The organism is Thermophilibacter provencensis, assembly GCF_030372065.1.
Taxonomy (GTDB): Bacteria; Actinomycetota; Coriobacteriia; order Coriobacteriales; family Atopobiaceae; genus Thermophilibacter; species Thermophilibacter provencensis_A.
The window spans coordinates 267,909-290,667 of the sequence record NZ_JAUDEA010000001.1; the positions used below are offsets into that span (position 1 = coordinate 267,909).

Genomic DNA, 22,759 nt, shown 5'->3' on the forward strand with positions numbered 1-22,759 from the left:
TCCCGTTTTGGATCATAGACAACATGTTAGCTATGGTTTACTCTATGCTCAACAGAGTTAGGTTAAGCTAACTATTGGAGGCGTATGGGCCAGGGGATGGACATCTGCCTTGCCGTTGACGCCGGCAGCGCCTCGCCTCAGGAGCATCTTGAGGCGAGGTTCGTGCGCTGCCTCGTCTGCCAGGCAGGCATCGTGCTCGCAGGACGCAAGCCGGCCGCAGTCTTTGGCTTCCGGATGCCGCCCGACGATGCCGCTCACCCTACGTCCATACGCCGCCTCCGCGTAAAGACCCTCATAGGGACCTACGCGTGGCACCTTCGGCGCTTCGGCGTGCGCGTTTCCCTGCTGGGGTGGCGAGAAGGGCGAGCAATGCTGCTCGTCTGGCGTCCGCGCCACATCCGACGTCTTCTCTCCGACGCGGGGGCGCACGAGTTTCTCGCCAAGAACCACCTCCCCTCTCGAAGCGGGGCGCTCATGGGAGAGCTCAGGCGTCGCCTGCGCGCCTACTACAACGACAGGACCCCCTTTCCCCATGAGATCGGCTTTGTCCTCGGCTACCCCATCGAGGACGTCGACGGCTTCATGTCGGACAGGGGCCAGGGAGCACGGGCGTGCGGGCGCTGGAAGGTCTACGGGAACGTGGGCGAGGCGCTGCGGCGCTTCAAGGAGCTCGAGCGCGAGGAGCTCAGGATCAAGAGGCTCTACTCCGAGGGAACGCCCCTACGGGGGCTTCTTCGGATGGCAACGGCATAAAGGGGCGGCAGGGTCCGCACGAAGAAGGGAGAACCCATGAGCAAGAGCGTCGCGATCGTGTACTGGACGGGGACGGGCAACACCGAGGAGATGGCCCACGCGCTCGAGTCGGGCGTCGTCGCGGCGGGGGCCGAGGCCCGCGTCGTGCCCGTCGCGGACTTCTCGGCAGAGGATGTGTCCATCTATGACGCGCTTGCCTTTGGCTGCCCCGCCATGGGCGCCGAGGAGCTGGAGTCTGACGAGTTCGAGCCCGTCTGGGAGGCATGCCGCGACGCGCTGGGCGACAAGCCCGTGGCGCTGTTCGGCAGCTACGGCTGGGGCACCGGCGAGTGGATGGAAACCTGGCAGGCAGACGCGGAAGGGACTGGCGTGAACGTAGTCAGCACCGTGATCGCCAACGAGGCCCCCGACGACGATGCCGTCGCCGAGCTCGAGGCGGCCGCAAGGAGCCTCGTCGAGGCGTAATGGCTCAAGCCGAGGCCCCGGAGCCGAGCGGACTCCGGGGTCATCTGACGCCCGCGATGGATGGGAGGCGCCATGCCGTTGACGCCCGTACTTCTCGCCCTGGGACTCCTGGGCTCGATTCTCATGTTTGCCGGGGACATGCTACTCTACTTCACGCCCGGCGCCTACGACATGGACGGCACGCTCAGGCCGTATATGCGCATCATGCGCGACGTGCCCGCCGGTCGCGTGCGGCTTGGAGGTGCGCTCGGGCCGGTCTCCGCGTTCTTCTATGTGCTCGGATTTGCGGGGCTTACGCTCACGGCGCGCGGCGAGATGGACTGGCTCGTCTGGCTGGCCGCGGCGCTGCTCGCCCTTGCCCTCATCTGCGGCGGCGCCTATCACGCCCAGTACGTCTATCTCTCCGTCATCGCCAAGGCAGGGCAAGAAGAACTGTACGACGAGGTCGCGGACAACATCATGTTTGTCATGCGGTTTGCCACCGTACCCATGTACCTGGGCTTTGTTGTGCTCGGCGTTGCCATAGTGCTGGGGCAGACGGTCTTTCCCGCGTGGTTTGTCGTCCTCACGCCGCTGGTCACGAGCTTTCTCGGCCTTGCGTGGATGCGCGTGCCGCAGCCGGCGCGCTGCGTCCTCTTTGGCGGGTGGAGCAACCTCGTCTTCACGATCATGTTCGCCGCGATGCTCGCGTTCGTGGTCGTCTGATGACAAGTGGACGACGTCATCCATGCTACGAAAGCAGCCGCTCCATCTCCGTCCACGAAACGAGCTCCCCCATCCGCGTGGAGAGACACTCCGCACCACCATATACCACGGCCTGCCGCTTGGCATCGAGCTCCAGGCGCTCGCCGGCAATGCGGTTGAGCGTCTCGAAGTAGCGGCTGCGATATGTCGCGGAGGACTTGCACTCCACCGCTCGAGCGACATCTCTCCCCCGCTCAATGAGAAGGTCTATCTCCTGCTTGTGGTCGTCTCGCCAGAACGAGAGGCGCGGCGTCCTTTTGCGCGCATACAGGCGCTTCGATACTTCGGCAACGACCGCGCACTCGAAGAGCCGACCCGTTGCCTCATCCTCATACAGGTCGTCGGCGGATTCGAGCCCTATGAGATGCGCTGCCAGCCCAGTATCATGGAAATAGAGCTTAGGTGACTTCACGAGTCGCTTCGTGCGGTTTGAATAATACGGGCGCAGCAGAAACACGATGTGGCTCGCCTGGAGAATGGAGAGCCATTCGCGGGCCGTGGTGGGTGAGATGCCGCAGTCGGCAGCCAGCGAACTCACGTTAAGCAGCTCCCCGCACCGCAGCGCGCAGAGCTGCAGGAAGCTTTGGAAGCCGGCAAGGTTTCTCACGCCCAGCTCGGCACGGACATCGCGCTCGAGATACGTCTGCACGTAATCGGGAAAGAAGTCTCGCGGGTCGCGGACGGCATCGTACAGGCGCGGGTACCCGCCCCTGAACAACCACTCTTGTAGTGTCGACGGCAATTTGCCCGATGCGGCAAGCTCGAACTGAGAAAGCGGGAGGAGGGTGAACAGCGCGACCCTGCCCGCAAGCGACTGGCTGACAGATTTCATGAGCAGGAAGTTCTGAGAGCCCGTGATGACAAACTGCCCGAGCTGTTCCGACTCGTCGACGACTCCCTGCAGATACGAGAAGAGCTCCGGAACACGCTGCGCCTCGTCAAAGATGACGTGCGACCCATGACGTCTGAGAAAGGTCACCGGATCATCCTCGAACGAACTCCGGACATCAGGATTCTCGAAGGATAGGTACTCATAATCGGGGAAGGAGCTCTTGGCAAGGGTGCTCTTACCGCTCTGCCTGGGACCGGTAATCGACACGATGGGATACTGCTCGGCGAGCTCGAGCAGCTTTGCCGTCATCTCACGCTCGATCATGTTGACCGCTTTCCTGGGGCGTTTACTTTATACTGGTCGATTATCGCATATTCTACTAGTCAATCACCGCAAGTTCCAGTAGCCCATTGGCGCAATTCGATGAATCTGCCCTAGCTGCCGCAACACGAATGGTGGAGATTCAGGGCGAGAAGTCGGTGGGCGTCTATGCGCGAGCGGTCCATGGCGGCTTCCTTCTTCACGAGCAGCTACAGGACGACGCGGGTGAAGTCAGAAGCCATATGGCGCACGCGGTATAACAGCACTGTCTTGCGCTTCCCGTCCGCCCGATTGGCCCGCTAGTGTCCCCGACGCTTCCGCTTCGCCTTCTCCTGCCTCTGCTCGAAGCGTCGGCTCCTCTCCTCTTCTCTGCGCTCCTTGTCGCGGGCAGCCGACTCCTGCGCCAGGGCCTCGCGCCGCTCGGCGAGCGCGACCTGGGCCTTCGTCGAGGGTCCGCGATTCTTCAGCTCGCGGTCGGCCTGGCGTGCACGGCGCTTCGGGTTTCTCGCCATCGCCCGCTCCTCGCAGGCGACGGCGGGGCCGAGGGGTAGCCTCGCCCACTCCCTGAGCACGAAGTCGAGGACCTCCTCGTTCGAGGGCTCGGCGCCGAACACGACGCGGCACGAGCTCAGGGCACCGTCCTCGACGCGCTCCACGATCCCCACCCAGAACTGGCCGTCGAAGCACACGGTAAGGGTGGAGGACACGGTTGTCTTCCGCATGGCGAATTCCTCCTTTATGTGAGAGCCACGCGGAGAAGGGACAACCAAGGAGGAAGGTTACTGACGGGCGGCGCCCGCACCCCGACTACCCGACGGGGTCGTGTTTTCATCTCCGATGCGCCGATCATATCGCTCCTCAGGCACCCTTGCGCACGACGGCGACGCAGGCGGTCTGGCCCACGCGGCACCAGGACACGTCGCTGAACCAGGTACCGAGGATGCGGCGCATCTCGGCCTCGGAGTAGATGCGGACGTCGCCCTCCTTCGAGTGGGGCATCCACGCGTTCATGACCGCGCGGGCGGGCGCCGGCTGCCACGCGTCGCCGATGATAAAGGTGCCGCCGGGCGCGAGCACGCGCCACGCCTGGAATGCCGCGCGCTCAGGGTCCGGGTAGTGGTGGAAGGAGTCGTTGCACCACGCGGCGTCGAACGAGCCGTCGCGGAAGGGCAGGCGCTCGGCGTCGCAGAGCAGGACGTCGGCCCGCTCTCCCAGGCGCGCGCGGGCCGCCTCGGCCATCCTCGGCGACAGGTCCACGCAGCTGAGGCGCGCGCCCGGGACCCCCTCGAGCACCAGCGCGGCGAGGGCGCCCGTGCCGCAGCCCAGGTCGAGCAGGCGCGGGGCGGGCCTCCCGGCCGCGGCGCGCCTCACCTCCGCGAGCACGTGCGGGTAGAGCCGGCGCGCGTGATCGCCTTGCATGCTCTCGTCGTAGGTCGGCGCCTGAGCGTCGAAGGCCGCGCGGGAGCGCGAGCGCAGCAGCTCGGCGTTCTTCTCGTCCATCTTGCATCCTTTCTGTTGAGCATTGTTCAATACGGTCGGCCGAAAAGTGCCCCGGCCACGGCCGGGGCAGGATCCCTAGTCTGCGGCGCCCCCCGAGCGGAACTCGACGAGCAGGGCGCGGAGGTAGCGGCGGGCAGCGGCGGTCGCGGCGCCGTCAGGCATGCCCGGGCCCGAGACGAGGCCGACCGCGCCGTAGGTCATGATCGCGGCGAGCTCGTCGGCGTCGGTCGCCAGCTCGCCGCGCGCGGCGGCATCCGCCTCGAGTGCGGCGCGCAGGTGGGGCCGCACCGCCTCGCACATGGCGAGCGAGAGCCTGTCGTGCAGGGCGCCGTGGCCCTCGGCGTGGAAGTACGCCTCGTGCGGGAAGGACACGTGGCCCGCCGCGAGGGAGACGGCGCGGTCGAGCCTCTCGTCCAGCGAGGGGCCCTCCTCGTCCAGGATGGCGTTAATCCCCTCGGCGCAGCGGCGGGCGTAGTCCCCGATGGCCTCGGCGAACATCCTCTCCTTGGAGTCGAAGTAGTGGTAGGCGAGCCCCGGCGCCACGCCCGCGGCGCGCGCGACGGCGCGCACGGACACGTTGTCGTAGCCCTCCTCGGCGAAGAGCCTCATGGCGCAGGCAAGAAGCTCGCGCCGGCGCTCCCCGGGGTCCATCACGGTTCTGGTCACGGCGGCCACCTCCTCGTGACGGATGGTACACCTCGGTTGAACATTGGTCAACACTGAGGCGCGCGGCGGGCGCCCGTGGGGGCTGTCTTTTGGGCGGCCCGCCCGGGGAGGAGCCGCGCGGGCGTTCTTCTCGTCCTACTTTGATGCGCAACGCCTTGCATCTGCCGTGGCAGTGCTCGGGCGCTTGCTTATGGGCGACCCTCGAGCGCCTCGAGGTAGACCTCGGGATGCCACAAGCTCGCCTCGCCGTGCCGCCAGCCAGGGCGCTCGACAAGCGTGCTGCCCGGCAAGGCCTTAGCCAAGGCGCGCGCCGAGCGCACCATGACGCGGGGCTCCCTCCCGCCGACGAGGATGGTGGCCCGCGCCCCGCAGCCCGCGAGCTCGGGCTTCAGCCGGTAGGAGCTGTTCGCCCGCATGAAGGCGATCATGTCCCGCTTTGATATGGCGCAGCTGTCGCGGTAGTAGGGCTCGTAGAGCTCCTCGGGGAGGTGGAGGCTCGCGAACTGCGCCCGCGAGAACCAGGGGCGCCGCACGAGCGGGTAGCTCAGGGCGACGGCGGGCGCGGCGAGGGCGCGGGCGGCGCGCATGGGGAGCACGAGCGAGCTCTCGATGACGGCGCGCTCCGCGATCCGCGGCCGCTGCGCGAGGGCCTCGAGGGCGACCTGCGCCCCGAGGGAGACGCCGCCGAGCGCGTCGACGTGCCCGCCGAGCTCGCGGTCGATGAGTGCGACGAGCTCGGAGGCGTTTTCCTCGATCGAGGTGAACGGGCGGTCCGAGCCGGCGTGCCCGTCGAGCACGGGGAGCACGACGCGGTACCCGTTGGCGGCGAGCAGGTCGGCGACTGCCCGGTAGTTCCACCACGAGAGGCCGCCCCCGTGCAGGAGCACCGCCGTCCGCGCGCCCGTGCCGAGCGTGTGAGTGACCATCTGAATCCTTTCGACGGTGACGTGGCCCGGGCGGCGCCGTTGGAGGCGGGCGCGTGCTTAGGCCGGCGCATGGTCGCGCGGTTCTTCTCGTCCCGTGCGCCCCATTATACGGGCGGCATGCGGGAGTTTTCCACGTCGGGGCCTCCGGGCGTTCTTCTCGGCATGAGACGCTTTGGAACACGGGGCAATGCTTCGCGCGGAGCGCCGGTAGGTTATCGACAAGTTCTCGTTGGAATGTGCAAAACCGCTGGTGGCGGTGCGTGCGCGGTCGTTCTTCTCGTCCGCCGCGAAGGAGGCGCCGCGACCGTCGGCCAGGCCACGTGCGCCTCGGAAATCCGCAGGTAGAGGCCACGTAAAGAACTCTTGACGCGCTTTTCTCGTCCCACAAGGCCCGGCGTACCCGGCCGCCGGCATGGACGAGGCGGCCCTCGCGGCGGCGCTCGCCAAGCTCGCCACCGAGTTCAAGGCAAGCGGCGGCACCCGGCACGCATTTCTTGCGGCCGCAGAGCGCGCCGCACAGAACCTGGACTAGGGAGCGCACATGTCGCCTGACCTCATAGCACTCATCACCAACGCGTCGATGGCGCTCATCACCTTCCTCTCCGGCTACCTCATCGCCGCGACGCCCTGGCTCACCCGCGGGCGCGAGGCCTTCGCGGTGAGCGTGCCGGAAACGGCGCAGGCAGACCCCCGCATCCGGCGCATGCGGCGGATCTTCCTCGCCAGCGTCCTCGCCATCTCGGCCGCATCCGCCGTCGCCACCCTGGCGCTCTCCTCCACGTGCCCGTGATCCTGGCGACGCTCGCCCTCGCGCTCGCGCTCTACCCGCGGATGCCCGACCCCGTTCCCGTGCACTTCGACGCCGCGGGCTCGGTCGACAACTGGATGGACAAGGGCTGGCAGGTCGTCGCCATGCCGCTCGCCGTCCAGGCGTTCATGGCGCTGTGCCTCACCACGTCGCACTGGCAAATCCTGAGGAGCCGCCGGCCGGCCTCGCCCGAGCACCCCGTCGCCTCCGCCATCGCCTACGGCGCGTTCGCCCGCGCCCAGAGCGCGGCGCTGCTCGTCACGGGCCTGGTGATCACCATGTCGATTGCGATCATGCCACTCGCCTTCGCCGGCGTGGTCAGCTCGGACCAGTCCCTCGTGGCGCTCATCGTGATCATCATCGGCGCGATCCTGCCCAACCTCGCCGTCTCGCTCGTCTACGGACAGGCAGGGTCGCGCCTCCTGCGGCGCATGACGGCGTCGAGCGCGCTCGACTACGATGACGACGAGCGGTGGCACCTCGGCGTCTTCTACGTGAACCGCGAGGACCCCTCCGTCGTGGTGCCCCGCCGCTTCGGCGTGGGCTGGGCGATGAACTGGGGCAACCCCAGGTCGTGGGGGCTCGTCGCGCTGCTCGTCGCGGCGGTCGCGGCCTTCGTCGCGGTGGTCGAGGTCCTGCTCAGGTAGGGCCGGCGGCCAGCTCGTCCGCGCAGGAGACCTGACCCCCAGGCGCCCGCCGCCCCAGCGCCCCAGCCCATCGGAAAGCGTAGCGCCCCGTGGATTTGTTCCTCGCGGGGCGCCGCCATTTTGGTAGGCCGGACAGACGATGTCTGATTCCGCTCAAGGCAGTTCATCGCTTGGCCCGGGAGAGGGTGGCGGCGGGGGGATCCGCCCGTGGGACTGTTCGTTTGGGCGGCCCACCCGCCATTCGGCCCGCCGGCCTCAGCGGCCTCCCGTGCTGCCGACGCTCCAGCCAAGGCTCTCGGCCTGGATGCGAACGAGGCGGGCGTAAAGGCCGCCCGCGGCCACGAGCTCGTCGTGGCGCCCGCGCTCCACCACGCGACCGTCGTCGAGCACAAAGATCTTGTCGGCGTCCACCACGTTGGCGAGGCGGTGCGAGATGAGAAGTATCGTCGCGCGACCGGAAAGCCCGCGCACGGCGGCCATGATGGCGTCCTCACTCTCCGCGTCCACGTTGGAGGTCGCCTCGTCAAAGACGTAGACCGGCGTGGCGTGCAGCAGCGCGCGGGCGATGGCGAGGCGCTGCCGCTGGCCGCCGGAGAGGTTGGAGCCGCGCTCGGCGAGCATGGTGTCCAGCCCGGCCTCGCCGCGCAGGAAGGCGGCCAGGCGCGTGGCCTCGAGCGCGGCCCAGAGCTCGTCGTCGCCCGCGCCCGACGCCGCGACCAGCAGGTTCTCCCGCACCGTACCCTTGAAGAGGTAGCTCTCGTGGCCCACGTATGTCACGTGGGCGAGCAGGTCGGCCGCGTCGAGCACGCCCACCTCCACGCCGCCCACCGTAAGCGAACCTTGATACCCGCGCAGCCGCCCCAGTAGGAGCGCCGCGAGCGTGGACTTACCGCAGCCGGACTCGCCCACCACGGCCACGAAGCCACCGGCCGTCACGTCGAGGCTCACGCCGGAGAGCACCTCGCGCTCACCATCGTAGGAGAAACGCAGGTCATGCGCACATACGTCACGACGCCCCGGAAACGCAACGCCGCCCGCCGGCGGCTCCGGCAGGCCCAGCAGCCGGAAGATCTTCTCGCTCGCCGCCATGCCATTCATGGCCACGTGGAAGAACGACCCCAGCTGGCGCATGGGGATGAAGTAGTCCGCCGCCAGCAGGATGATGGCGAGGCATCCTCCCAGGTCAACGGCACCGGCGGCCATCTGCGTGAGCGCCACCGCCACACCGGCGGCCGCCCCGCCGTACGCCACGAGGTCCATGATCGTGATGGAGTTGAGCTGCATCGTGAGCACGCGCATCGTGATGCGCCGGAACTTCTCGGCCTGCTCGTTCATCTCGGCCTGCTTGAACTCGTCGGACTGGTAGACCTTGAGGGTGGTGAGGCCCTGGAGGTTCTCCAGGAACGTGTCGCCGAGCTCGGTGTACTGGCCCCAGTAGCGGCCGAGCAGCCGCTTTGCCCAGGTCTGGACCGCGGCGATGGCCACCGGGATGAGCGGCACGCACACCAGCAGCACCACGGCCGCCGGCACGTTCACGGTTGCGAGCACCCCAAAGAGCGTGAGTGGGGCGAGAAGCGCGTAGAAGAACTGCGGCAGGTACGCGCCGAAGTAGGTCTCCAGCTGGTCGCACCCCTCCACGGCCACCTGCACGACCTCTGAGGTACGCACGCCCTCGCGATAGCTCGGGCCCAGGCGCAGGAGCTTCCCGTAGATGCGGTGGCGCAGCGTGCTTTTTACCTCACGGCTGGCAAGAAACCCCATGCGCGCGGAGCCCATGGCGGCGACGGAGCGCACGGCGGCGGTCACTGCCACGACGATGGCAAGGGACACGAGGTCCTTCTCGCCCGCCGCGCCGGCCCAGAGCAGGCCAAGCGTCCTGGAGACAACGAGGGTCATGCCGATGCTTGCCACAAGCGAGACCCACTGACACGCCACGCTCGCACCCACGTACCTCATGCTTTGCGGCACCGTTCCAATGAGCCGCCTGTCGATCATCATCCGCTTCCCTCTCGATTGCCGGAAATCTGTTAACCAGAGTAAACTATCGTACCGCAATTGTTAACCTGTCATAACTTTTCGCATCCCTTTGCGCCGGCGAGAGGAACGGGCGACTTGCGGACGGTTCTTCTCGGCAAACCGCCCGCGTGACAGTCAGCTCTGACGCCAGTATCATGTATGGCGGGCGCACCGTGAGGGTATGATGGACGTATTGCAGCCGCCTCCCATAAAGGAGTCCACATGAACGAGGGTACCGTCCCCGCCGAGAGCAAAAGGATTTCAATAATCCTCAAGGTGTACGGCGTCTACTGTCTCATCACGGCTGCGGCGGTGCTTGCGCTGGTGGCGCTCGTCGCGATTCCGCTCGCGCAGTATGGCGTGGCGCTCTTCCGCGAGAGCCACGACGTCACGCTCACAATGACGCTCACCATCATCCAGATCGTGACGTCAGTCATAGCCGCCGTCGGCTACGTCGCCTTTGGCGTGCTTGTGCTCAAGAACCGCCGCCGACACGTGGCGCAGATTGCGTACGCCCTGCTCGGCGTAGGTGTCGTCAACCTCATCCTTGAGATCATGCTCAACGGCTTTGGCGACAACCTCATCTACGACGGCGTGCGGCTCGTGGTCCTTCTCATTATCTCCGCCACCATCGACCCCACGCTCATCACGGAGCGCCAGCTCCAGCGCAAGCTGCGCGACATGGAGACCGAGGAGGCCGCCGAGGCCGGCACGCTCGGGCGCGCCAAGGGCGATCGCGGCTTCATTGAGCTCGACTTCTTCAACCTGTTCTGGGTCTTTGTGGTCTGTTGCGTACTTGGTCTTATCATCGAGACCGTCTATCACATGGTCGTCGTTGACCCGGGCGTCTACCAGGACCGCGCTGGCATGCTCTACGGGCCCTTCTCGCCCATTTACGGTTTTGGCGCCGTGCTCATGACGGTTGCGCTCAACCGCTTCTATCGCGCCAACCCTGTTGTGATCTTCCTGGTCTCCGCCGTCATCGGCGGGCTCTTTGAGGCGGCGGTCTCCTGGTTCATGCAGGTGGGCTTTGGCGCCGTGGCCTGGGACTACTCGGGCTCCACGATCTTTGGGCTCTTCCCGGACCCCATCGCCATCCTCTTTGGCGGACGCACCTCGACGCTCTTCATGTGCATGTGGGGCGCGCTCGGCTTTGTGTGGATCAAGTTCTGCCTGCCGTGGCTCTTGAAGCTCATCAACCTCATCCCCTGGCAGGCGCGCTACTCGTTCACCACGCTCTGCGCCATCCTCATGCTGGTGAACGGCGTCATGACGCTGCAGTCCCTCGAGTGCTGGTACCAGCGCGAGAGCGGCCTTCCACCCACCTCGCCGGTCGAGGAGTTCTACGCCGAGCACTATGACGACGCCTATATGCAGCACCGCTTCCAGTCCATGACGATCACGCCCGAGGACTCCGCCCGCGCGGCGTAAGGCGGTAGCGCGCCGGGCTAAACGCCGCACTACGCGCACAAAAAAGGAAGTTTTGGGTTTCTCGCCAACGCGCGCTGCGAGAATGGCCGCTCCGAGGTCCTTCTCGTCGATAGTGGGCAACAAGTTTTATTTAAGTACTTGATAATGCCGAGAAAAGCGGCGAGAAGGACCTCATTTGGCCCTTTTAAGGGGAAACTGGGCAAAAGGTTTGATGACAAGACCGGAGGTGCATCAAACCTTTTGCCCAAAACTTCCCGTTGGGCTCAGGCGGCTACCTGCGCGAGGGCCAAAACAAGGCCAGGATTCACCACAGTATCAGCCGTCCACGTAACCCGTCTGCGGTCGCGCCAGTCGATGCGCGCCCACCAAGACGACCACGCCCAAAATCACGAGCGGCAGGCTCAGGAGCTGGCCCATCGTGATGGGGCCGAAGAGGTAGCCGAGCTGGGCGTCCGGCACGCGGACAAACTCGACGAGGAAGCGGAACACGCCGTAGAGCGCGAGGAACGTGCCCATGAAGGTGCCCTGCGGGCGCGGCGGCACGCGGCGCGACATCACGTACAGCACCGCAAAGATCACGAGCCCCTCGAGCACGGCCTCGTAGAGCTGGGAGGGGTGACGGTACACGCCGCCGCCCGTCTCGAACATCACGCCCCAGGGAAGGTCGGTCTCCTTGCCCCAGAGCTCGCCGTTCACAAAGTTGGCGCAGCGGCCAAAGAAGAGGCCGAGCGGCGCGCCAATGACGCCGAGGTCGCAGATCGTGGGAATGGAGATGCCGTAGTGCCGGCACACCAGGCTGCCGCCAATGACGGCGCCCACGAGGCCGCCGTGGAAGCTCATGCCGCCCTCCCAGGTGGCAAAGATCTCGAGCGGGCTCGAGAGGGAGAGCCCCGCGCCCCAGATGTAGAAGATCACGTAGAACAGGCGCGCGCCGATGATGATGCCAAAGACCACGCCAATCACGATGGAGAAGACGTCGTCAACGGAAAGTCCCAGCTTCCAGCGCCTCTGCGTGCGCCACATCACAATGCCGGCGCAGATGAAGCCCAGCAGGTACGCAATGCCGTACCAGCGCACCGTGAGCGGGCCCAGCGAGAAGGCCACCGGGTCGAGCATGTGGTAGAGGTCGTCGAGAAACACGTTCTTCTCCGCCCGTCCTTCTCGCCCGCGCTAGAACGCGGCGGGCTGGACGCGCGTCACGCCGGGGACGTGCTCCATGAGGATGCGCTCGATGCCCTCGGACATGTCCAGGCTGGAGAGGGGGCAGCCGGCGCAGGCGCCCTGCATCTCCAGGGTGACCACGCCGTCATCGGTCACGTCAATGAGGGCCACGTCGCCGCCGTCGGCCTGGAGGCTCTGACGGATGACGTCGAGGGTTGCGTCGAGAAGTGCGCGGTCAACGGCCATGTGAGTTCCTTTCTCGATGCCCGCGCGGCACGACCGTCGGGCAGTTTGGTTTTCCGTGGAACATGTTACCCAATGCCGGCAAAAAGATGCCCGGAAGTGTGTCCGCTCAGGCGCTGCGCGGGACGACGCCCCTCGCGCGCGGCCTCCACGGCGCGCACCACGCGCTCGACGGCGGGGCCGACCTCGGGCGCGTCCATGAGCTGGGCGTCCACCATGAGGCGCGTGACGCCAGCGGCGAGAAGCTCCGCGACCTGTGGTGTGGCGTCGAGTGGGCTTGCCGAGAAGATCCTCGAGCGCCCGTTCACGTCCGTGCGCACGGGCAGCTCGCGGCCGTCGATGTCGCGCAGGGAGAGGTGCTGGCGGCGCAGCTCGCAGCGGCGGCAGTCGTGGACGCAACGGCCGAGCGCCTGCAGCACGCAGTGCTCGCTCGTCATCACGCGCTCGCGGCCCAGGACCGAGAGGCCCACGGGCACCGAGGCCGCGCGGGCGAGCGCGCAGACCTCCTCGAGCGTGAGCTCGGGCGAGAGCCAAAAGCCCGCCGCGCCCGCGGACTCCAGCGCGGCGAGCGCGCTCGTGTTGTGAACGGGGATGCAGGAGCGCACCTCCGGCGCCGCGCCGCGCTCTGCGGCGAGCGCCAGCTCGGAGACGTTGCCAACGGCAACGGGATCGCCCGGGGCAACAAAGCGGTCCAGGCGGGCGTGGTCGACCTCGCGGCAGATCTCGTCAAGCCAGGGGACGACGCCCTCGGGCCAGGAGCCCTCGGCAAGGTCGTCCGCCAGCGCGTAGACGCGCGACGCCCCCGCCGCGCGCGCCGCCTCGGCGCACTCCGGCGTCGTCACCAGCGCGCACACGCACGGCTCCCCAACCGTGGACGCGGGCGCGGCAGCAAAATGATTCAAAAGGGGACTGTCCCCTTTTGAATCACGGGCGGCATAGGGGGCCAGAAGGACCTCTTCCAGACGGGCGCACGCCTCGGCACGCACCTTGTGCACTGCCGAGAAGCCCATGCCGCAGCCAGGGTCCAGCTCAACCGAGAAGCTCACGGGCTCAAAGGGACTCTGCCCCATGCGGCCCACGTGCTCGACGAGGTCCTTCTCGTCGACCGGGCGCGTGCGGGCCGCCTCCACGACAAAGCCCTCGGCCCGCGCCGAGGCCGCTCCGTCGGCGCACTCGAGCTCTACGCTAAACGGCTCGCCCAGGCGCGCCGTCACCCGCACGTGCACGGGACGGCGGCGCACCACGTCCTTGTCGGCCACGCGCGCGGCGTCGTCGAGCGCGCGCTGCGAGCGAATGACGCGCACGACCGAGCCCGCCGGCATCGGGCGCGCGGCGCGGCACGTGATCTTCTCCCCTGCCGCGGCGTCCTCCGGGGCGGGCGCCGTGAGGAACTGCGTCGGGTCGTCAATCGGGCGAATCTCAAGCAGGTCGCCCGCGCCAACCGGAGCGGAGAGGCGCACCTCAACGTCCGCGCGCGTGTGCCGGCGCAGGCGCTCGCGACCGCCCGAGCCGCCCCCGCGACGCACAACGGCGTCCTCGAGCACGCGTGCCCCCACGACCTCGCCCACGACCTCGCCGCGGTTGTTGGAGCGCTCGTAGCTCATCATCTTGTTGCCCGAGCGCCCCCAGAGGTAGTCGTCCGTGAAGTCGCGGTTGAAGGCACGCTTGAGCCTGCGGTGGAGCGCCGCCGACGAGCCCTCGTCCTTCTCGCCCGCCGCCAGCGCGTCGAGCGCGTCGCGATACGCCCCCACCACGGAGAACACGTAGTCGGGTGCCTTCATGCGCCCCTCCACCTTGAGCGACCCCACGCCGGCGTCGCGCATGTCCGCGAGGTGGTCCACGGTGCAGTAGTCCTTGGGGCAGAGCAGGCGCGTGCCGCCCACCCCGCGGTTCTTCTCGGGCAGCCCCTGCGTGGCCACGCCCGGGATCTCGAGCACCCGCCCGTCCTCGTCAACCAGGTCGTAGGGCAGGCGGCACGGCTGCGCGCAGAGCCCGCGGTTGGCGGACCGTCCGCCGGCAAGCGAGCTCATGAGGCACACGCCCGAGTAGCAGAAGCAGAGCGCGCCGTGCCCAAAGCACTCCAGCTCAACGCCCTCCTCCGCGATGCGCGAGATCTCGGTCAGCGAGAGCTCGCGCGAGAGGGTCACGCGGTCCACCCCCCACACGTCGCGGCACCATGCCACGCCGCGCGCGTCGTGCACGTTGGCCTGGGTGGAGACGTGCGTCTCGATCTGGGGCCAGCGTCGGCGGACCTCCGCCATGAGGCCCCAGTCCTGGATGATGAAGGCGTCAGCGCCCAGCCCCCACGCGCGGCGCACGAGCTCCAGCACGCGCGGCATCTCCTCGGTTGAGATGGCCACGTTCACGGTCACGTACACGCGCGTACCCGCCAGGTGGGCGCGACGGCACGCCGCGGAAAACGACTCGTCGTCAAAGTTCTTGGCCCCACGACGGGCATTGAAGTCGTTTCCTAGGCCGCAGTAGATGGCGTCCGCCCCGGCCGCGAGCGCGGCGTTGAACGGCTCCGGTCCGCCGGCGGGCGCCAGCAGCTCCGGCACGCCGTGGGCCTCAAGGAAGGTGGTCCGTCGGGGCATGAGCTCACTTCTTTCTTACGGGTGGCATGCGGACGGTTCTTCTCGCCAAAGCGTCCGCATCTTGCCCATAACCAAGGTAACGAGAAAAACGGGCGGCTTCCGGACGATCCGCATACCCAAACCGTCCGAAAGCCGCCCGTTGAGAAGACAACCTACACCAGGCGCGCCCAGCGCTTCTTGCCGGACTGGACCGTGGTGCCTGCCGAGAGGAGCGCGGGGTCGACGTTGTAGCACTTGGGCGCAACGGGCTCGCCGTTGATCTTGACGCCGCCGCCGTCCACGAGGCGACGGGCCTCGCCGGCGGACTTGGCGATGCCCACCTCAACGAGGAGCTTGCCCAAGTAGACCTTGCCCTCGTCGTTGACCTCGGCCACGCTCACGGGGAACTCCGGCATCTCCGCGGGGGCCTCCGCGCGCTTGAACTGCGCGTCAAAGGCAGCGCTCGCCGCGGCGCCGGCACCCTCGCCGTGGTAGAGGTCCACGATGTTGGCCGCCAGCTCGCGCTTGAGCGCGTACGGGTCGGCGGAGCCGTCCGCGAAGGCGGCGTCGATGGCGTCGAGCTTGTCCATGTCCGCGGTGGAGCACAGGCGCCAGTAGAGCGGCACCAGCTCGTCCGTGATGGACATGACCTTGCCGTACATGTCGGCCGGCTCGTCAGTGAGGCCGACGTAGTTGCCGTAGCTCTTGGACATCTTCTTGTGGCCGTCGGTGCCCACCAGAAGCGGCATCGTGAGGGCCACCTGCGGCTCCATGCCCATGGCGCGCATGAGGTCGCGGCCGGCAAGGAGGTTGAAGATCTGGTCGTTGCCACCCATCTCCAGGTCCGCCTTCACCACAACGGAGTCGTAGGCCTGCAGCACCGGGTAGATGAACTCGTGAAGGGCAATGGACTTGCCCTCGGTGTAGCGGTTGTGGAAGTCCTCGCGCTCGAGGATGCGGGCCACGTTGAACTGGCTCATGAGCTTCAGCATCTCGGCGAGGTTCAGGCCCTTCAGCCAGTCGCCGTTGTGGACGATCTGGGTCTTCTCGGGGTCGAGCACCTTCATGGCCTGCTCGACGTAGGTCTTGGCGTTGGCCTCCACCTGCTCCTCGGTAAGGGGCGGGCGGGTGGAGTCGCGGCCGGACGGGTCGCCGATGAGCGCGGTGCCGTTGCCGATGATGAGCGTCACGTTGTGGCCCAGGTCCTGGAACTGGCGCATCTTGCGCAGCGGGACGGCGTGGCCGAGGTGAAGGTCGGGACTCGTGGGGTCAACGCCCAGCTTGATGTTGAGCGGGGTGCCCTTCTCGAGCTTCTTCTTGAGCTCCTCGAGCGGCACGATCTGCATCGTGCCGGACGTGATGACCTTGAGCTGTTCGTCAACTGGAAGCAACGATCTCTCCTCCATTGCATTCTCGTATTTCCTGCAATCAATTAGGATAGCAGGTTATCCGTGCCGCTGGGCGCACCGCAGCGTTTCAGCTTTTTCACCGTCTCAACACGTCGTAGCGCCGCGGCGAGAAGGGCGGGCGCGCAGCACCTATAATGTTGCTCGACTGTGGACGGATGCTCCCTGAACAGGAGGAGTACATGGGGATCAGGACCCGCAGGGCTCGCGCGCACTCTAAGACCCACTTCGTGGGCTTTGGCATCGCGGGCGTGTTCGGCTTCATAGCGCTTCTTATCGTGACGCTCGCGCTCTCGCTGGGCGCCGTCGTCACGTCGTGGCTCCAGGACCTGCCGGACTACACCTCCGCCGACGCCTTCCTCGTTGCGGAGCCCACACGCGTCTATGATGCGGACGGCAATGAGATCGTGGCCTACTACCTGCAGAACCGCCGCTCGGTTGACCTCGACCAGATCTCTGACTACGTGAAGAAGGGCACCGTCGACACCGAGGACACGCGCTTCTACTCCCACAACGGCATCGACATCGAGGGCATCATGCGCGCCGTGGTGGTCCAGCTCACGGGCGGGTCCGAGGGCGGCTCCACCATCACCCAGCAGCTCGTGAGAAACACGGTCCTCTCGGACGAGCAGTTTGAGAGCTCGCTGCGCCGCAAGGTGCGCGAGGCCTACATCGCCATCCAGATGGAGAAGACGTACAACAAGGACCAGATCCTCAACATGTACCTCAACACCATCTTCTACGGCAACGGCGCCTACGGCATCGAGGCGGCCGCCATCACCTACTTCAACAAGAGCGCCTCGGACCTCAACCTGAACGAGGCCGCCACGCTCATCGGCATCCCCAACTCCCCCACCGCCTACGACCCCTTTGCCAACTACGAGAGCTGCAAGTGGCGCCGCAACATCGTCCTGGAGCGCATGCTCTCGGCCGGCACCATCACGCAGGAGGAGTACGACGCCACCGTGGCGGAGGAGATCCCGCTCAACCCCGGCAAGCTCACGGACTCCACGAGCGACTACCCGTACTTCACGGACTACGTGCGCGACCTGCTGCTCCAGGACTTCTCCACGGACACCGTCCAGCAGGGTGGCCTCAAGGTCTACACCACCCTCGATCCCGACAAGCAGAAGGCCGCCGAGGAGGCCTGCCTCGAGCGCGTCGAGAGCTTCGGCAACGACGACGTGCGCAGCGCCCTCGTCTCGGTTGACAACTCCAACGGCCACATCGTGGCCATGGTCGGCGGCCAGTACTACGGCAACGGCGAGGGCGAGAGCATGTACAACCTCGCCACCGCCCGCCGCTCCCCCGGCTCCTCGTTCAAGATGTTCACGCTCGTGGCCGCCATGCTCGAGGGCATGAGCCCCACCGTCAGGCTCAACTGCAACTCCCCGATGCAGATCACGCCCAGCTACCTGCTGAGAAACAACAACAACAACCAGTACGGCATCCTAACGCTCGCGCAGGCCACGGCGCTCTCCTCCAACACCGGCTACGCGCAGGTGGGCATGACCATCGGCCTGGACAAGGTCGCCGAGACGGCGCACCTCATGGGCATCGACTCCGAGATCAGCGAGACCAACCCCTCCATGATCATCGGCACGAGCGAGGTCACCGTACTCGAGATGGCCGAGGCCTACTCCACGCTGGCAAACGCGGGCGTGCACCGCAACGCCATCGCCATCACCAAGATCGAGGACCGCAACGGCAACATCGTCTACGAGCACGAGGACGACTCCGAGCAGGTCATCGACGAGGCCGTTGCCTGCGACGCCATCGAGGTCCTCGAGGGCGTCACCAAGTCCGGCCAGACCGGCTGGTACGTCGCGAGCCACTTCTACCAGAACCAGCCCACGGCAGGTAAGACCGGTACCTCCAACTACGCCGACAACTTCTGGTTCTGCGGCTTCACACCACAGCTCACCACCGCGGTGTGGGTGGGCGACCCGAGCAAGACCGGCGAGACCATCTACATCAACGGCGCCCTGGGCACCACGCAGAACACCTCGCAGCCCATCTGGTGCGACTACATGAACGAGGTGCTCGACGGCGTAGAGCGCGAGGAGTTCCCCACCTCGGACCACGAGGCAACCTACAAGCCCAACAGCACGTGGACGTTCAGCGGCACGGACGACAGCCTCAACGGGAACTACACCTACCAGCAGCCGACCTACCAGCAGCCAGTCCAGCAGGCCCCCACGCAGGAGGAGCCCGAGACCCCGGAGCAGACCGAGCCGACCACGCCCGCTGAGCCCACGACGCCGACGGAGCCCACCACCCCCACGACGCCCGAGACTCCCTCCGAGCCGACCGCGCCGACGGAGCCCACGACTCCGGAGCCCGAGACGCCCGCCGAGCCCAGCACGCCGACGGAGCCGACGACTCCCACCGAGCCCACCACGCCGACGGAGCCCACCACCCCGAGCACCGACGGGACGACGACCACCACGCCGTAGGGCTCGCCTCACGTTACGGCAACGGAGCCGGACGCAGTTCTTCTCGCTGCGTCCGGCCCCGTTTTTTTACTCACTGTCAGCGCGACGCGCGCGGGCTCTCCTAGCGCGTGTCCGCGAGCTTCTCGATGAGGTCCTGAAGTGTGACGGCACCCTCGGCGGACTCCGCGATGACGAGGACGGTGTCGTTTCCCGCCACGGAGCCCAGCGCGTGGGCCAGGTCCGCGTCGTCGATGGCGGCGGCAACGCCCGAGGCGGTCCCGGGCTGGCACTTCACGACGACGAGGTTCTCGGCGCGCGCCGCGCTCAACACAAACTCGGAGAGCATGCGCTGCAGGTGAAGGTCCTCGGCGAGCACGTAGACGCCCTCGGAGAGCTTGCGCAGGCCCATGTCGGCCACATCACGGGAGACTGTTGCCTGCGTGCAGGAGAACCCCAGGGCGCGCAGCTCGTCCACGAGGGCGCGCTGGGTCCTGATGGACTTCTCCCTCACGATCTCGCGGATGGCGTCCTGACGGTTGCTCCTCCGCCTCATCAAACAGCCTCCAGTTGATAGATTTCCACGAATACCACTCCCCGATTATACTCAGGCATGAGTAAGAAGATGATGTCCCTAGGGATTATCATTCGATAGATAGCACGTTTGCGCACGTCTCACGGAGGCATCATGTCATACGGCGATAGGGGCGACAGGCCTCGCATGGACTCGGGACGATCCGTCGACCTGTCCCGTCGCAGCTCGCGCGGATCGCGTCCGCGCACCACGCTTGGCGGCTCGTATCACGGCCCGCGGGGCACGTCCTCGCGTGGCAGCGGCCTCAAGCCCCCCTCGCGCGGCGGCGCCGGCTACCCGCTGCGGGAGCGCAGCATCAACTTCCAGAGCGGCCGGGCGAGAAGAACGCTCGGCAACCGCCGCCTGCTCATCCTCGGCGCGCTGGCCGTGGTTCTTGTCATCCTGCTCGTGGTGGGCATCTCCAGCTGCATGCGCGCCTGCTCCGCCGACCAGCAGGCCTCCGACGCCAACCCCGTTGACGCCCGCGTTGCCGCCGGCGTGAGCGAGGAACTGACGGGCGAGTTCTCCGCCGCGCTCAACAGGGGCGAGAAGCTCGCCAGCATTGCGGCAAACGCAGACAAGTACGCCGACGAGGGCCTTCTCGAGCTTGCCCTGAGCCAGCCCGAGGCCATCGACTTTGTTGCCGCCTACCCTGACGCCGAGAAGACCGCCCAGCCCTACGAGGACTCCGTCACCGAGGGCACCGTCCCCGAGCTCTACTGCTGGGATTCCCGCTGGGGCGCCGTTGACTTTGTCGGCCGCCCGCTCGCCATCACGGGGTCCGGCCCGACGGCCCTCTCGATGGCCTACATGGGTCTCACGGGCAGCGCGGACAAGACCCCTGCCGATATGGCCCAGCTGGTGAGCGAGGCCGAGCAGACCGACGAGGTCTCCGGCATGTCCGGCGAGTTCCTCGAGAACGGCCTCGCCGACCTTGGCCTGTCCTGCTCGACTTACACCTCCAACGCCGATAACCTGAGCCAGGTGCTCGACGCGGGCACCTACGTGCTCATCGAGACGAGCGCGGGCTCGCTCACGGATGCCGCCCACTGGGTGATCGTGGTCTCCGAGAACGAGGACGGCTCCCTTGTGGTCTACGACCCCACCTCCCCCGAGGTGAGCGCGCGCCCCTGGGACCCCGCGACCCTTGCCTCCTCGACAACCACGCTCTACGCCCTCAGCGCCGCTGACGCGGGTACCGAGGCAGACACCGCCGCCGAGTAACTTGACAAGGGCGACGGGGTTATGACAAAGGTGACAGGGTAGATTGTCACCATGGGTTTCATGGTGACAATCTACCCTGTCACCTTTGTCATAACCCCGTCGCCCTTGTCACAGACCGCCGATTAACAGACGAAGGCCCCGTCGACTTCCTAAGCAGGATCTTCCGCGAAGCGCAGTCCTGCGTGGAAGTCGACGGGGCCTCCCCTACGTCTGAGAGCGTGCTACGACAGGATCTCCTTGGACGCGGCCTCGAGCTTGGCGCGCACGGCCTCGGACTCCTCGCGTGTGGCGCCCTTTGAGAAGAGGTATGCCTTGACCTTGGGCTCGGTGCCGGACGGACGGAAGATGACCTTGTTGTCGTCCTCAAGACGGAACTCGATGACGTTGGCCGGCGGCAGCACCTGCGCGGCCTCCTTCTGCAGGCCAGAGACGCGCGGCATCTCGGGGCCGGTGGCGTAGTCGGTCATGCCGAGGACCTTGTAGCCGGCGATCTCGGTCGGCGGGTTCTTGCGCAGGCCGTCCATGATGCCGGCCATCTTGTCGGCGCCCGCGGCACCCGGGAAGGACGCGTTGACGGTGCCGTTGAGATAGTAGCCGTACTTCTGGTAGAGGGCGTCCATGGCCTCGTAGAGGTCCATGCCCTTCTCGGCGTAGTAGGAGGCCATCTCAACGCAGAGCATCGTGGCGACGATGGCGTCCTTGTCGCGGGCGTGCGTGCCCACGAGGTAGCCGTAGGACTCCTCGAAGCCCATGAGGAAGCGGTCCTCCTCGCCCTCGTCCTTGAGCTGGTCGATCTGGTCGCCGATGTACTTGAAGCCGGTGAGGACGCGCCTCATCTCAAAGCCCCAGTCGCGGGCGAGCGCGTCGGGCATGGAGGACGAGACAATCGTGGACACGGCAACCTTGGAGGCAACGTCCTCGCCGCGGTCCTTGGCCATCGTGGCGAGCCAGTCCATGAGCAGGACGCCCATCTCGTTGCCCGAGAGCAGGACGTAGTCGCCGCCGTGCGGGATGGCGGTGCCCATGCGGTCGGCATCCGGGTCGGTGGCCACAACGAGGTTGGGCTTGACCTCCTCGGCGAGCTTGAGCGCCAGGTCGAGCGCCTCGCGGAACTCGGGGTTGGGATAGGTGCAGGTGGGGAAGTTGCCGTCCGGCTCGGACTGCTCGGGCACCACGGAGACCTTCTCGACGCCGATCTCCTTGAGGATGCGGGTCACGAGCTCCATGCCCGTGCCGTTGAGCGGGGTGTAGACCACGGAGTAGTCGTCAGAGGCCTTGAAGCCGGGGACGGAGACCTTCTTGATGTTCTCGATGAAGGAGTCCAGGACCTCCTCGGGCGTCCACTCGATGAGGCCCTTCTCGAGGCCCTCGTCAAAGTCCATGATCTTGACGTTGAACGGGTCCGCCTTGGCGATGTTGGCGGAGATCTCCGCGGCCGCCTCGTCCGTGATCTGGCCGCCGTTGTCGTTGTAGACCTTGTAGCCGTTGTAGGGCGCCGGGTTGTGGGAGGCCGTGAGCACGATGCCGGCGGAGGTGCCGAGGTGGCGCACCGCAAAGGACAGCGTGGGGACGGGCTCGATGCGCGGGTACACGTAGACGTGGATGCCGTTGGCGGCGAGCACGCCGGCCGCAACCTTCTGGAAGTCCTCGCCCTTGTTGCGCGAGTCGCGCGCGAGGGCAAGCGTGGGGTTCTCGTAGTGCGCGTTCAGGTAGTCCGCGACGCCTTGCGTGGCCTGCGCGACCACGTAGACGTTCATGCGGTTGGTGCCCACGCCGAGCGTGCCGCGAAGGCCCGCGGTGCCAAAGGCGAGGTCGCGATAGAAGGCGTCAAAGAGCTTGTCCTCGTTGCCATCCTTGGTGAGCTCGGCGAGCTCGGCTGCAAGGTCGGCGTCCTTGACGTTGTCCTGCCAGGTCTTGACCGTAGCTTCAATGCGTGCGTCCACAGTGTCCCCCATTTACTCGGGGCGCGGCAGATCCGCGCCCAATCCACACGTATAGAGAGATTCTACTCGCGCGGTGCGGGGCACCGGCCCGTCT

At 66.8% G+C, this 22,759-nt stretch carries 20 protein-coding genes; 8 read left to right on the forward strand and 12 right to left on the reverse strand.

What is annotated here, in order from left to right; genetic code table 11:
* Positions 1-84 precede the first annotated feature (84 nt).
* From QUW25_RS01270 to QUW25_RS01280, 3 genes are all read left to right on the forward strand, one after another.
* Positions 85-753, forward strand: a complete 669-nt coding sequence (locus tag QUW25_RS01270) for a DUF3793 family protein (RefSeq protein WP_289510422.1) — start codon at positions 85-87, stop codon at positions 751-753.
* A gap of 36 nt (positions 754-789) precedes the next feature.
* The gene (locus tag QUW25_RS01275) at positions 790-1,218 is read left to right on the forward strand and encodes a flavodoxin (protein ID WP_289510423.1); all 429 of its coding nucleotides are present in this window, start codon (positions 790-792) and stop codon (positions 1,216-1,218) included.
* A 72-nt stretch (positions 1,219-1,290) separates the two neighbouring features.
* The gene (locus tag QUW25_RS01280; RefSeq protein WP_289510424.1) at positions 1,291-1,923 is read left to right on the forward strand and encodes a DUF6796 family protein; all 633 of its coding nucleotides are present in this window, start codon (positions 1,291-1,293) and stop codon (positions 1,921-1,923) included.
* 25 nt (positions 1,924-1,948) lie between these two features.
* Here QUW25_RS01280 and QUW25_RS01285 read toward each other — a convergent pair whose 3' ends face one another.
* The 5 genes from QUW25_RS01285 to QUW25_RS01305 all read right to left on the reverse strand — a co-directional run bounded on the left by QUW25_RS01285 (position 1,949) and on the right by QUW25_RS01305 (position 6,207).
* Positions 1,949-3,118, reverse strand: a complete 1,170-nt coding sequence (locus QUW25_RS01285; RefSeq protein WP_289510425.1) for an ATP-binding protein — start codon at positions 3,116-3,118, stop codon at positions 1,949-1,951.
* A gap of 296 nt (positions 3,119-3,414) precedes the next feature.
* Positions 3,415-3,837 (reverse strand): YjdF family protein, encoded by a 423-nt coding sequence (locus tag QUW25_RS01290; protein ID WP_289510426.1) that lies wholly within the window; start codon positions 3,835-3,837, stop codon positions 3,415-3,417.
* 136 nt (positions 3,838-3,973) lie between these two features.
* Positions 3,974-4,615: a class I SAM-dependent methyltransferase gene (locus QUW25_RS01295; protein WP_289510427.1), complete on the reverse strand. Its 642-nt coding sequence runs from the start codon at positions 4,613-4,615 to the stop codon at positions 3,974-3,976.
* A 75-nt stretch (positions 4,616-4,690) separates the two neighbouring features.
* Complete coding sequence (locus QUW25_RS01300; RefSeq protein ID WP_289510428.1) at positions 4,691-5,281, reverse strand: TetR/AcrR family transcriptional regulator; 591 nt, start codon at positions 5,279-5,281, stop codon at positions 4,691-4,693.
* Between the two features lie 188 nt (positions 5,282-5,469).
* Complete coding sequence (locus QUW25_RS01305) at positions 5,470-6,207, reverse strand: alpha/beta fold hydrolase (RefSeq protein WP_289510429.1); 738 nt, start codon at positions 6,205-6,207, stop codon at positions 5,470-5,472.
* 541 nt (positions 6,208-6,748) lie between these two features.
* Here QUW25_RS01305 and QUW25_RS01310 point away from each other — a divergent pair.
* Together QUW25_RS01310 and QUW25_RS01315 are read left to right on the forward strand one after the other, a co-directional pair.
* Complete coding sequence (locus QUW25_RS01310; protein WP_289510430.1) at positions 6,749-6,997, forward strand: hypothetical protein; 249 nt, start codon at positions 6,749-6,751, stop codon at positions 6,995-6,997.
* Positions 6,988-7,662: a DUF1648 domain-containing protein gene (locus QUW25_RS01315; RefSeq protein WP_289510431.1), complete on the forward strand. Its 675-nt coding sequence runs from the start codon at positions 6,988-6,990 to the stop codon at positions 7,660-7,662. The genes QUW25_RS01310 and QUW25_RS01315 overlap by 10 nt, the downstream gene beginning before the upstream one ends.
* A 255-nt stretch (positions 7,663-7,917) precedes the next feature.
* Here the strand turns inward: QUW25_RS01315 and QUW25_RS01320 are convergent, their stop codons facing one another.
* Positions 7,918-9,618, reverse strand: coding sequence for an ABC transporter ATP-binding protein/permease (locus QUW25_RS01320; protein ID WP_289510432.1), 1,701 nt, complete (start codon positions 9,616-9,618; stop codon positions 7,918-7,920).
* A gap of 282 nt (positions 9,619-9,900) precedes the next feature.
* Here QUW25_RS01320 and QUW25_RS01325 point away from each other — a divergent pair, with 282 nt between their 5' ends.
* A complete protein-coding gene (locus tag QUW25_RS01325; RefSeq protein WP_289510433.1) occupies positions 9,901-11,109 on the forward strand; it encodes a putative ABC transporter permease in 1,209 nt (402 codons plus the stop codon).
* Between the two features lie 315 nt (positions 11,110-11,424).
* Here the strand turns inward: QUW25_RS01325 and lgt are convergent, their stop codons facing one another.
* The 4 genes from lgt to tyrS form a co-directional block, all read right to left on the reverse strand.
* Complete coding sequence (lgt, locus tag QUW25_RS01330) at positions 11,425-12,249, reverse strand: prolipoprotein diacylglyceryl transferase (protein ID WP_289510434.1); 825 nt, start codon at positions 12,247-12,249, stop codon at positions 11,425-11,427.
* Between the two features lie 30 nt (positions 12,250-12,279).
* Positions 12,280-12,516 (reverse strand): NifU family protein, encoded by a 237-nt coding sequence (locus tag QUW25_RS01335; RefSeq protein WP_087226890.1) that lies wholly within the window; start codon positions 12,514-12,516, stop codon positions 12,280-12,282.
* 65 nt (positions 12,517-12,581) lie between these two features.
* Positions 12,582-15,107 carry a U32 family peptidase gene (locus tag QUW25_RS01340; protein WP_289510435.1) on the reverse strand — a complete coding sequence of 842 codons (2,526 nt, stop codon included), beginning with the start codon at positions 15,105-15,107 and terminating at the stop codon, positions 12,582-12,584.
* Positions 15,108-15,259: 152 nt separating this feature from the next.
* Positions 15,260-16,477, reverse strand: a complete 1,218-nt coding sequence (tyrS, locus tag QUW25_RS01345) for a tyrosine--tRNA ligase (protein WP_289510436.1) — start codon at positions 16,475-16,477, stop codon at positions 15,260-15,262.
* A 197-nt stretch (positions 16,478-16,674) separates the two neighbouring features.
* On the opposite strand from tyrS, the gene QUW25_RS01350 reads away from it, so the two are divergent.
* Positions 16,675-18,948: a transglycosylase domain-containing protein gene (locus QUW25_RS01350; RefSeq protein WP_289510437.1), complete on the forward strand. Its 2,274-nt coding sequence runs from the start codon at positions 16,675-16,677 to the stop codon at positions 18,946-18,948.
* Between the two features lie 100 nt (positions 18,949-19,048).
* On the opposite strand, the gene QUW25_RS01355 is transcribed toward QUW25_RS01350, so the two are convergent.
* Positions 19,049-19,483 (reverse strand): arginine repressor, encoded by a 435-nt coding sequence (locus QUW25_RS01355; RefSeq protein ID WP_289510438.1) that lies wholly within the window; start codon positions 19,481-19,483, stop codon positions 19,049-19,051.
* A 129-nt stretch (positions 19,484-19,612) separates the two neighbouring features.
* Between QUW25_RS01355 and QUW25_RS01360 the strand changes: the two genes are divergently transcribed.
* The gene (locus QUW25_RS01360; protein ID WP_289510439.1) at positions 19,613-20,722 is read left to right on the forward strand and encodes a hypothetical protein; all 1,110 of its coding nucleotides are present in this window, start codon (positions 19,613-19,615) and stop codon (positions 20,720-20,722) included.
* Between the two features lie 221 nt (positions 20,723-20,943).
* On the opposite strand, the gene QUW25_RS01365 is transcribed toward QUW25_RS01360, so the two are convergent.
* A complete protein-coding gene (locus QUW25_RS01365) occupies positions 20,944-22,665 on the reverse strand; it encodes a phospho-sugar mutase (RefSeq protein ID WP_289510440.1) in 1,722 nt (573 codons plus the stop codon).
* Between the last annotated feature and the right edge of the window lie 94 nt (positions 22,666-22,759).

Bases quoted from the DNA above. Each gene is read 5' to 3' on its own strand.
- QUW25_RS01305 (WP_289510429.1), bottom strand. From the start codon at position 6,207: ATGGTCACTCACACGCTCGGCACGGGCGCGCGGACGGCGGTGCTCCTG.
- QUW25_RS01320 (WP_289510432.1), bottom strand. From the start codon at position 9,618: ATGAGGTACGTGGGTGCGAGCGTGGCGTGTCAGTGGGTCTCGCTTGTG.
- QUW25_RS01360 (WP_289510439.1), top strand. From the start codon at position 19,613: ATGTCATACGGCGATAGGGGCGACAGGCCTCGCATGGACTCGGGACGA.
- QUW25_RS01295 (WP_289510427.1), bottom strand. From the start codon at position 4,615: ATGGACGAGAAGAACGCCGAGCTGCTGCGCTCGCGCTCCCGCGCGGCC.
- QUW25_RS01280 (WP_289510424.1), top strand. From the start codon at position 1,291: ATGCCGTTGACGCCCGTACTTCTCGCCCTGGGACTCCTGGGCTCGATT.
- QUW25_RS01325 (WP_289510433.1), top strand. From the start codon at position 9,901: ATGAACGAGGGTACCGTCCCCGCCGAGAGCAAAAGGATTTCAATAATC.
- QUW25_RS01350 (WP_289510437.1), top strand. From the start codon at position 16,675: ATGGGGATCAGGACCCGCAGGGCTCGCGCGCACTCTAAGACCCACTTC.
- QUW25_RS01310 (WP_289510430.1), top strand. From the start codon at position 6,749: ATGTCGCCTGACCTCATAGCACTCATCACCAACGCGTCGATGGCGCTC.
- QUW25_RS01335 (WP_087226890.1), bottom strand. From the start codon at position 12,516: ATGGCCGTTGACCGCGCACTTCTCGACGCAACCCTCGACGTCATCCGT.
- QUW25_RS01270 (WP_289510422.1), top strand. From the start codon at position 85: ATGGGCCAGGGGATGGACATCTGCCTTGCCGTTGACGCCGGCAGCGCC.
- QUW25_RS01340 (WP_289510435.1), bottom strand. From the start codon at position 15,107: ATGCCCCGACGGACCACCTTCCTTGAGGCCCACGGCGTGCCGGAGCTG.
- QUW25_RS01285 (WP_289510425.1), bottom strand. From the start codon at position 3,118: ATGATCGAGCGTGAGATGACGGCAAAGCTGCTCGAGCTCGCCGAGCAG.
- QUW25_RS01275 (WP_289510423.1), top strand. From the start codon at position 790: ATGAGCAAGAGCGTCGCGATCGTGTACTGGACGGGGACGGGCAACACC.
- QUW25_RS01290 (WP_289510426.1), bottom strand. From the start codon at position 3,837: ATGCGGAAGACAACCGTGTCCTCCACCCTTACCGTGTGCTTCGACGGC.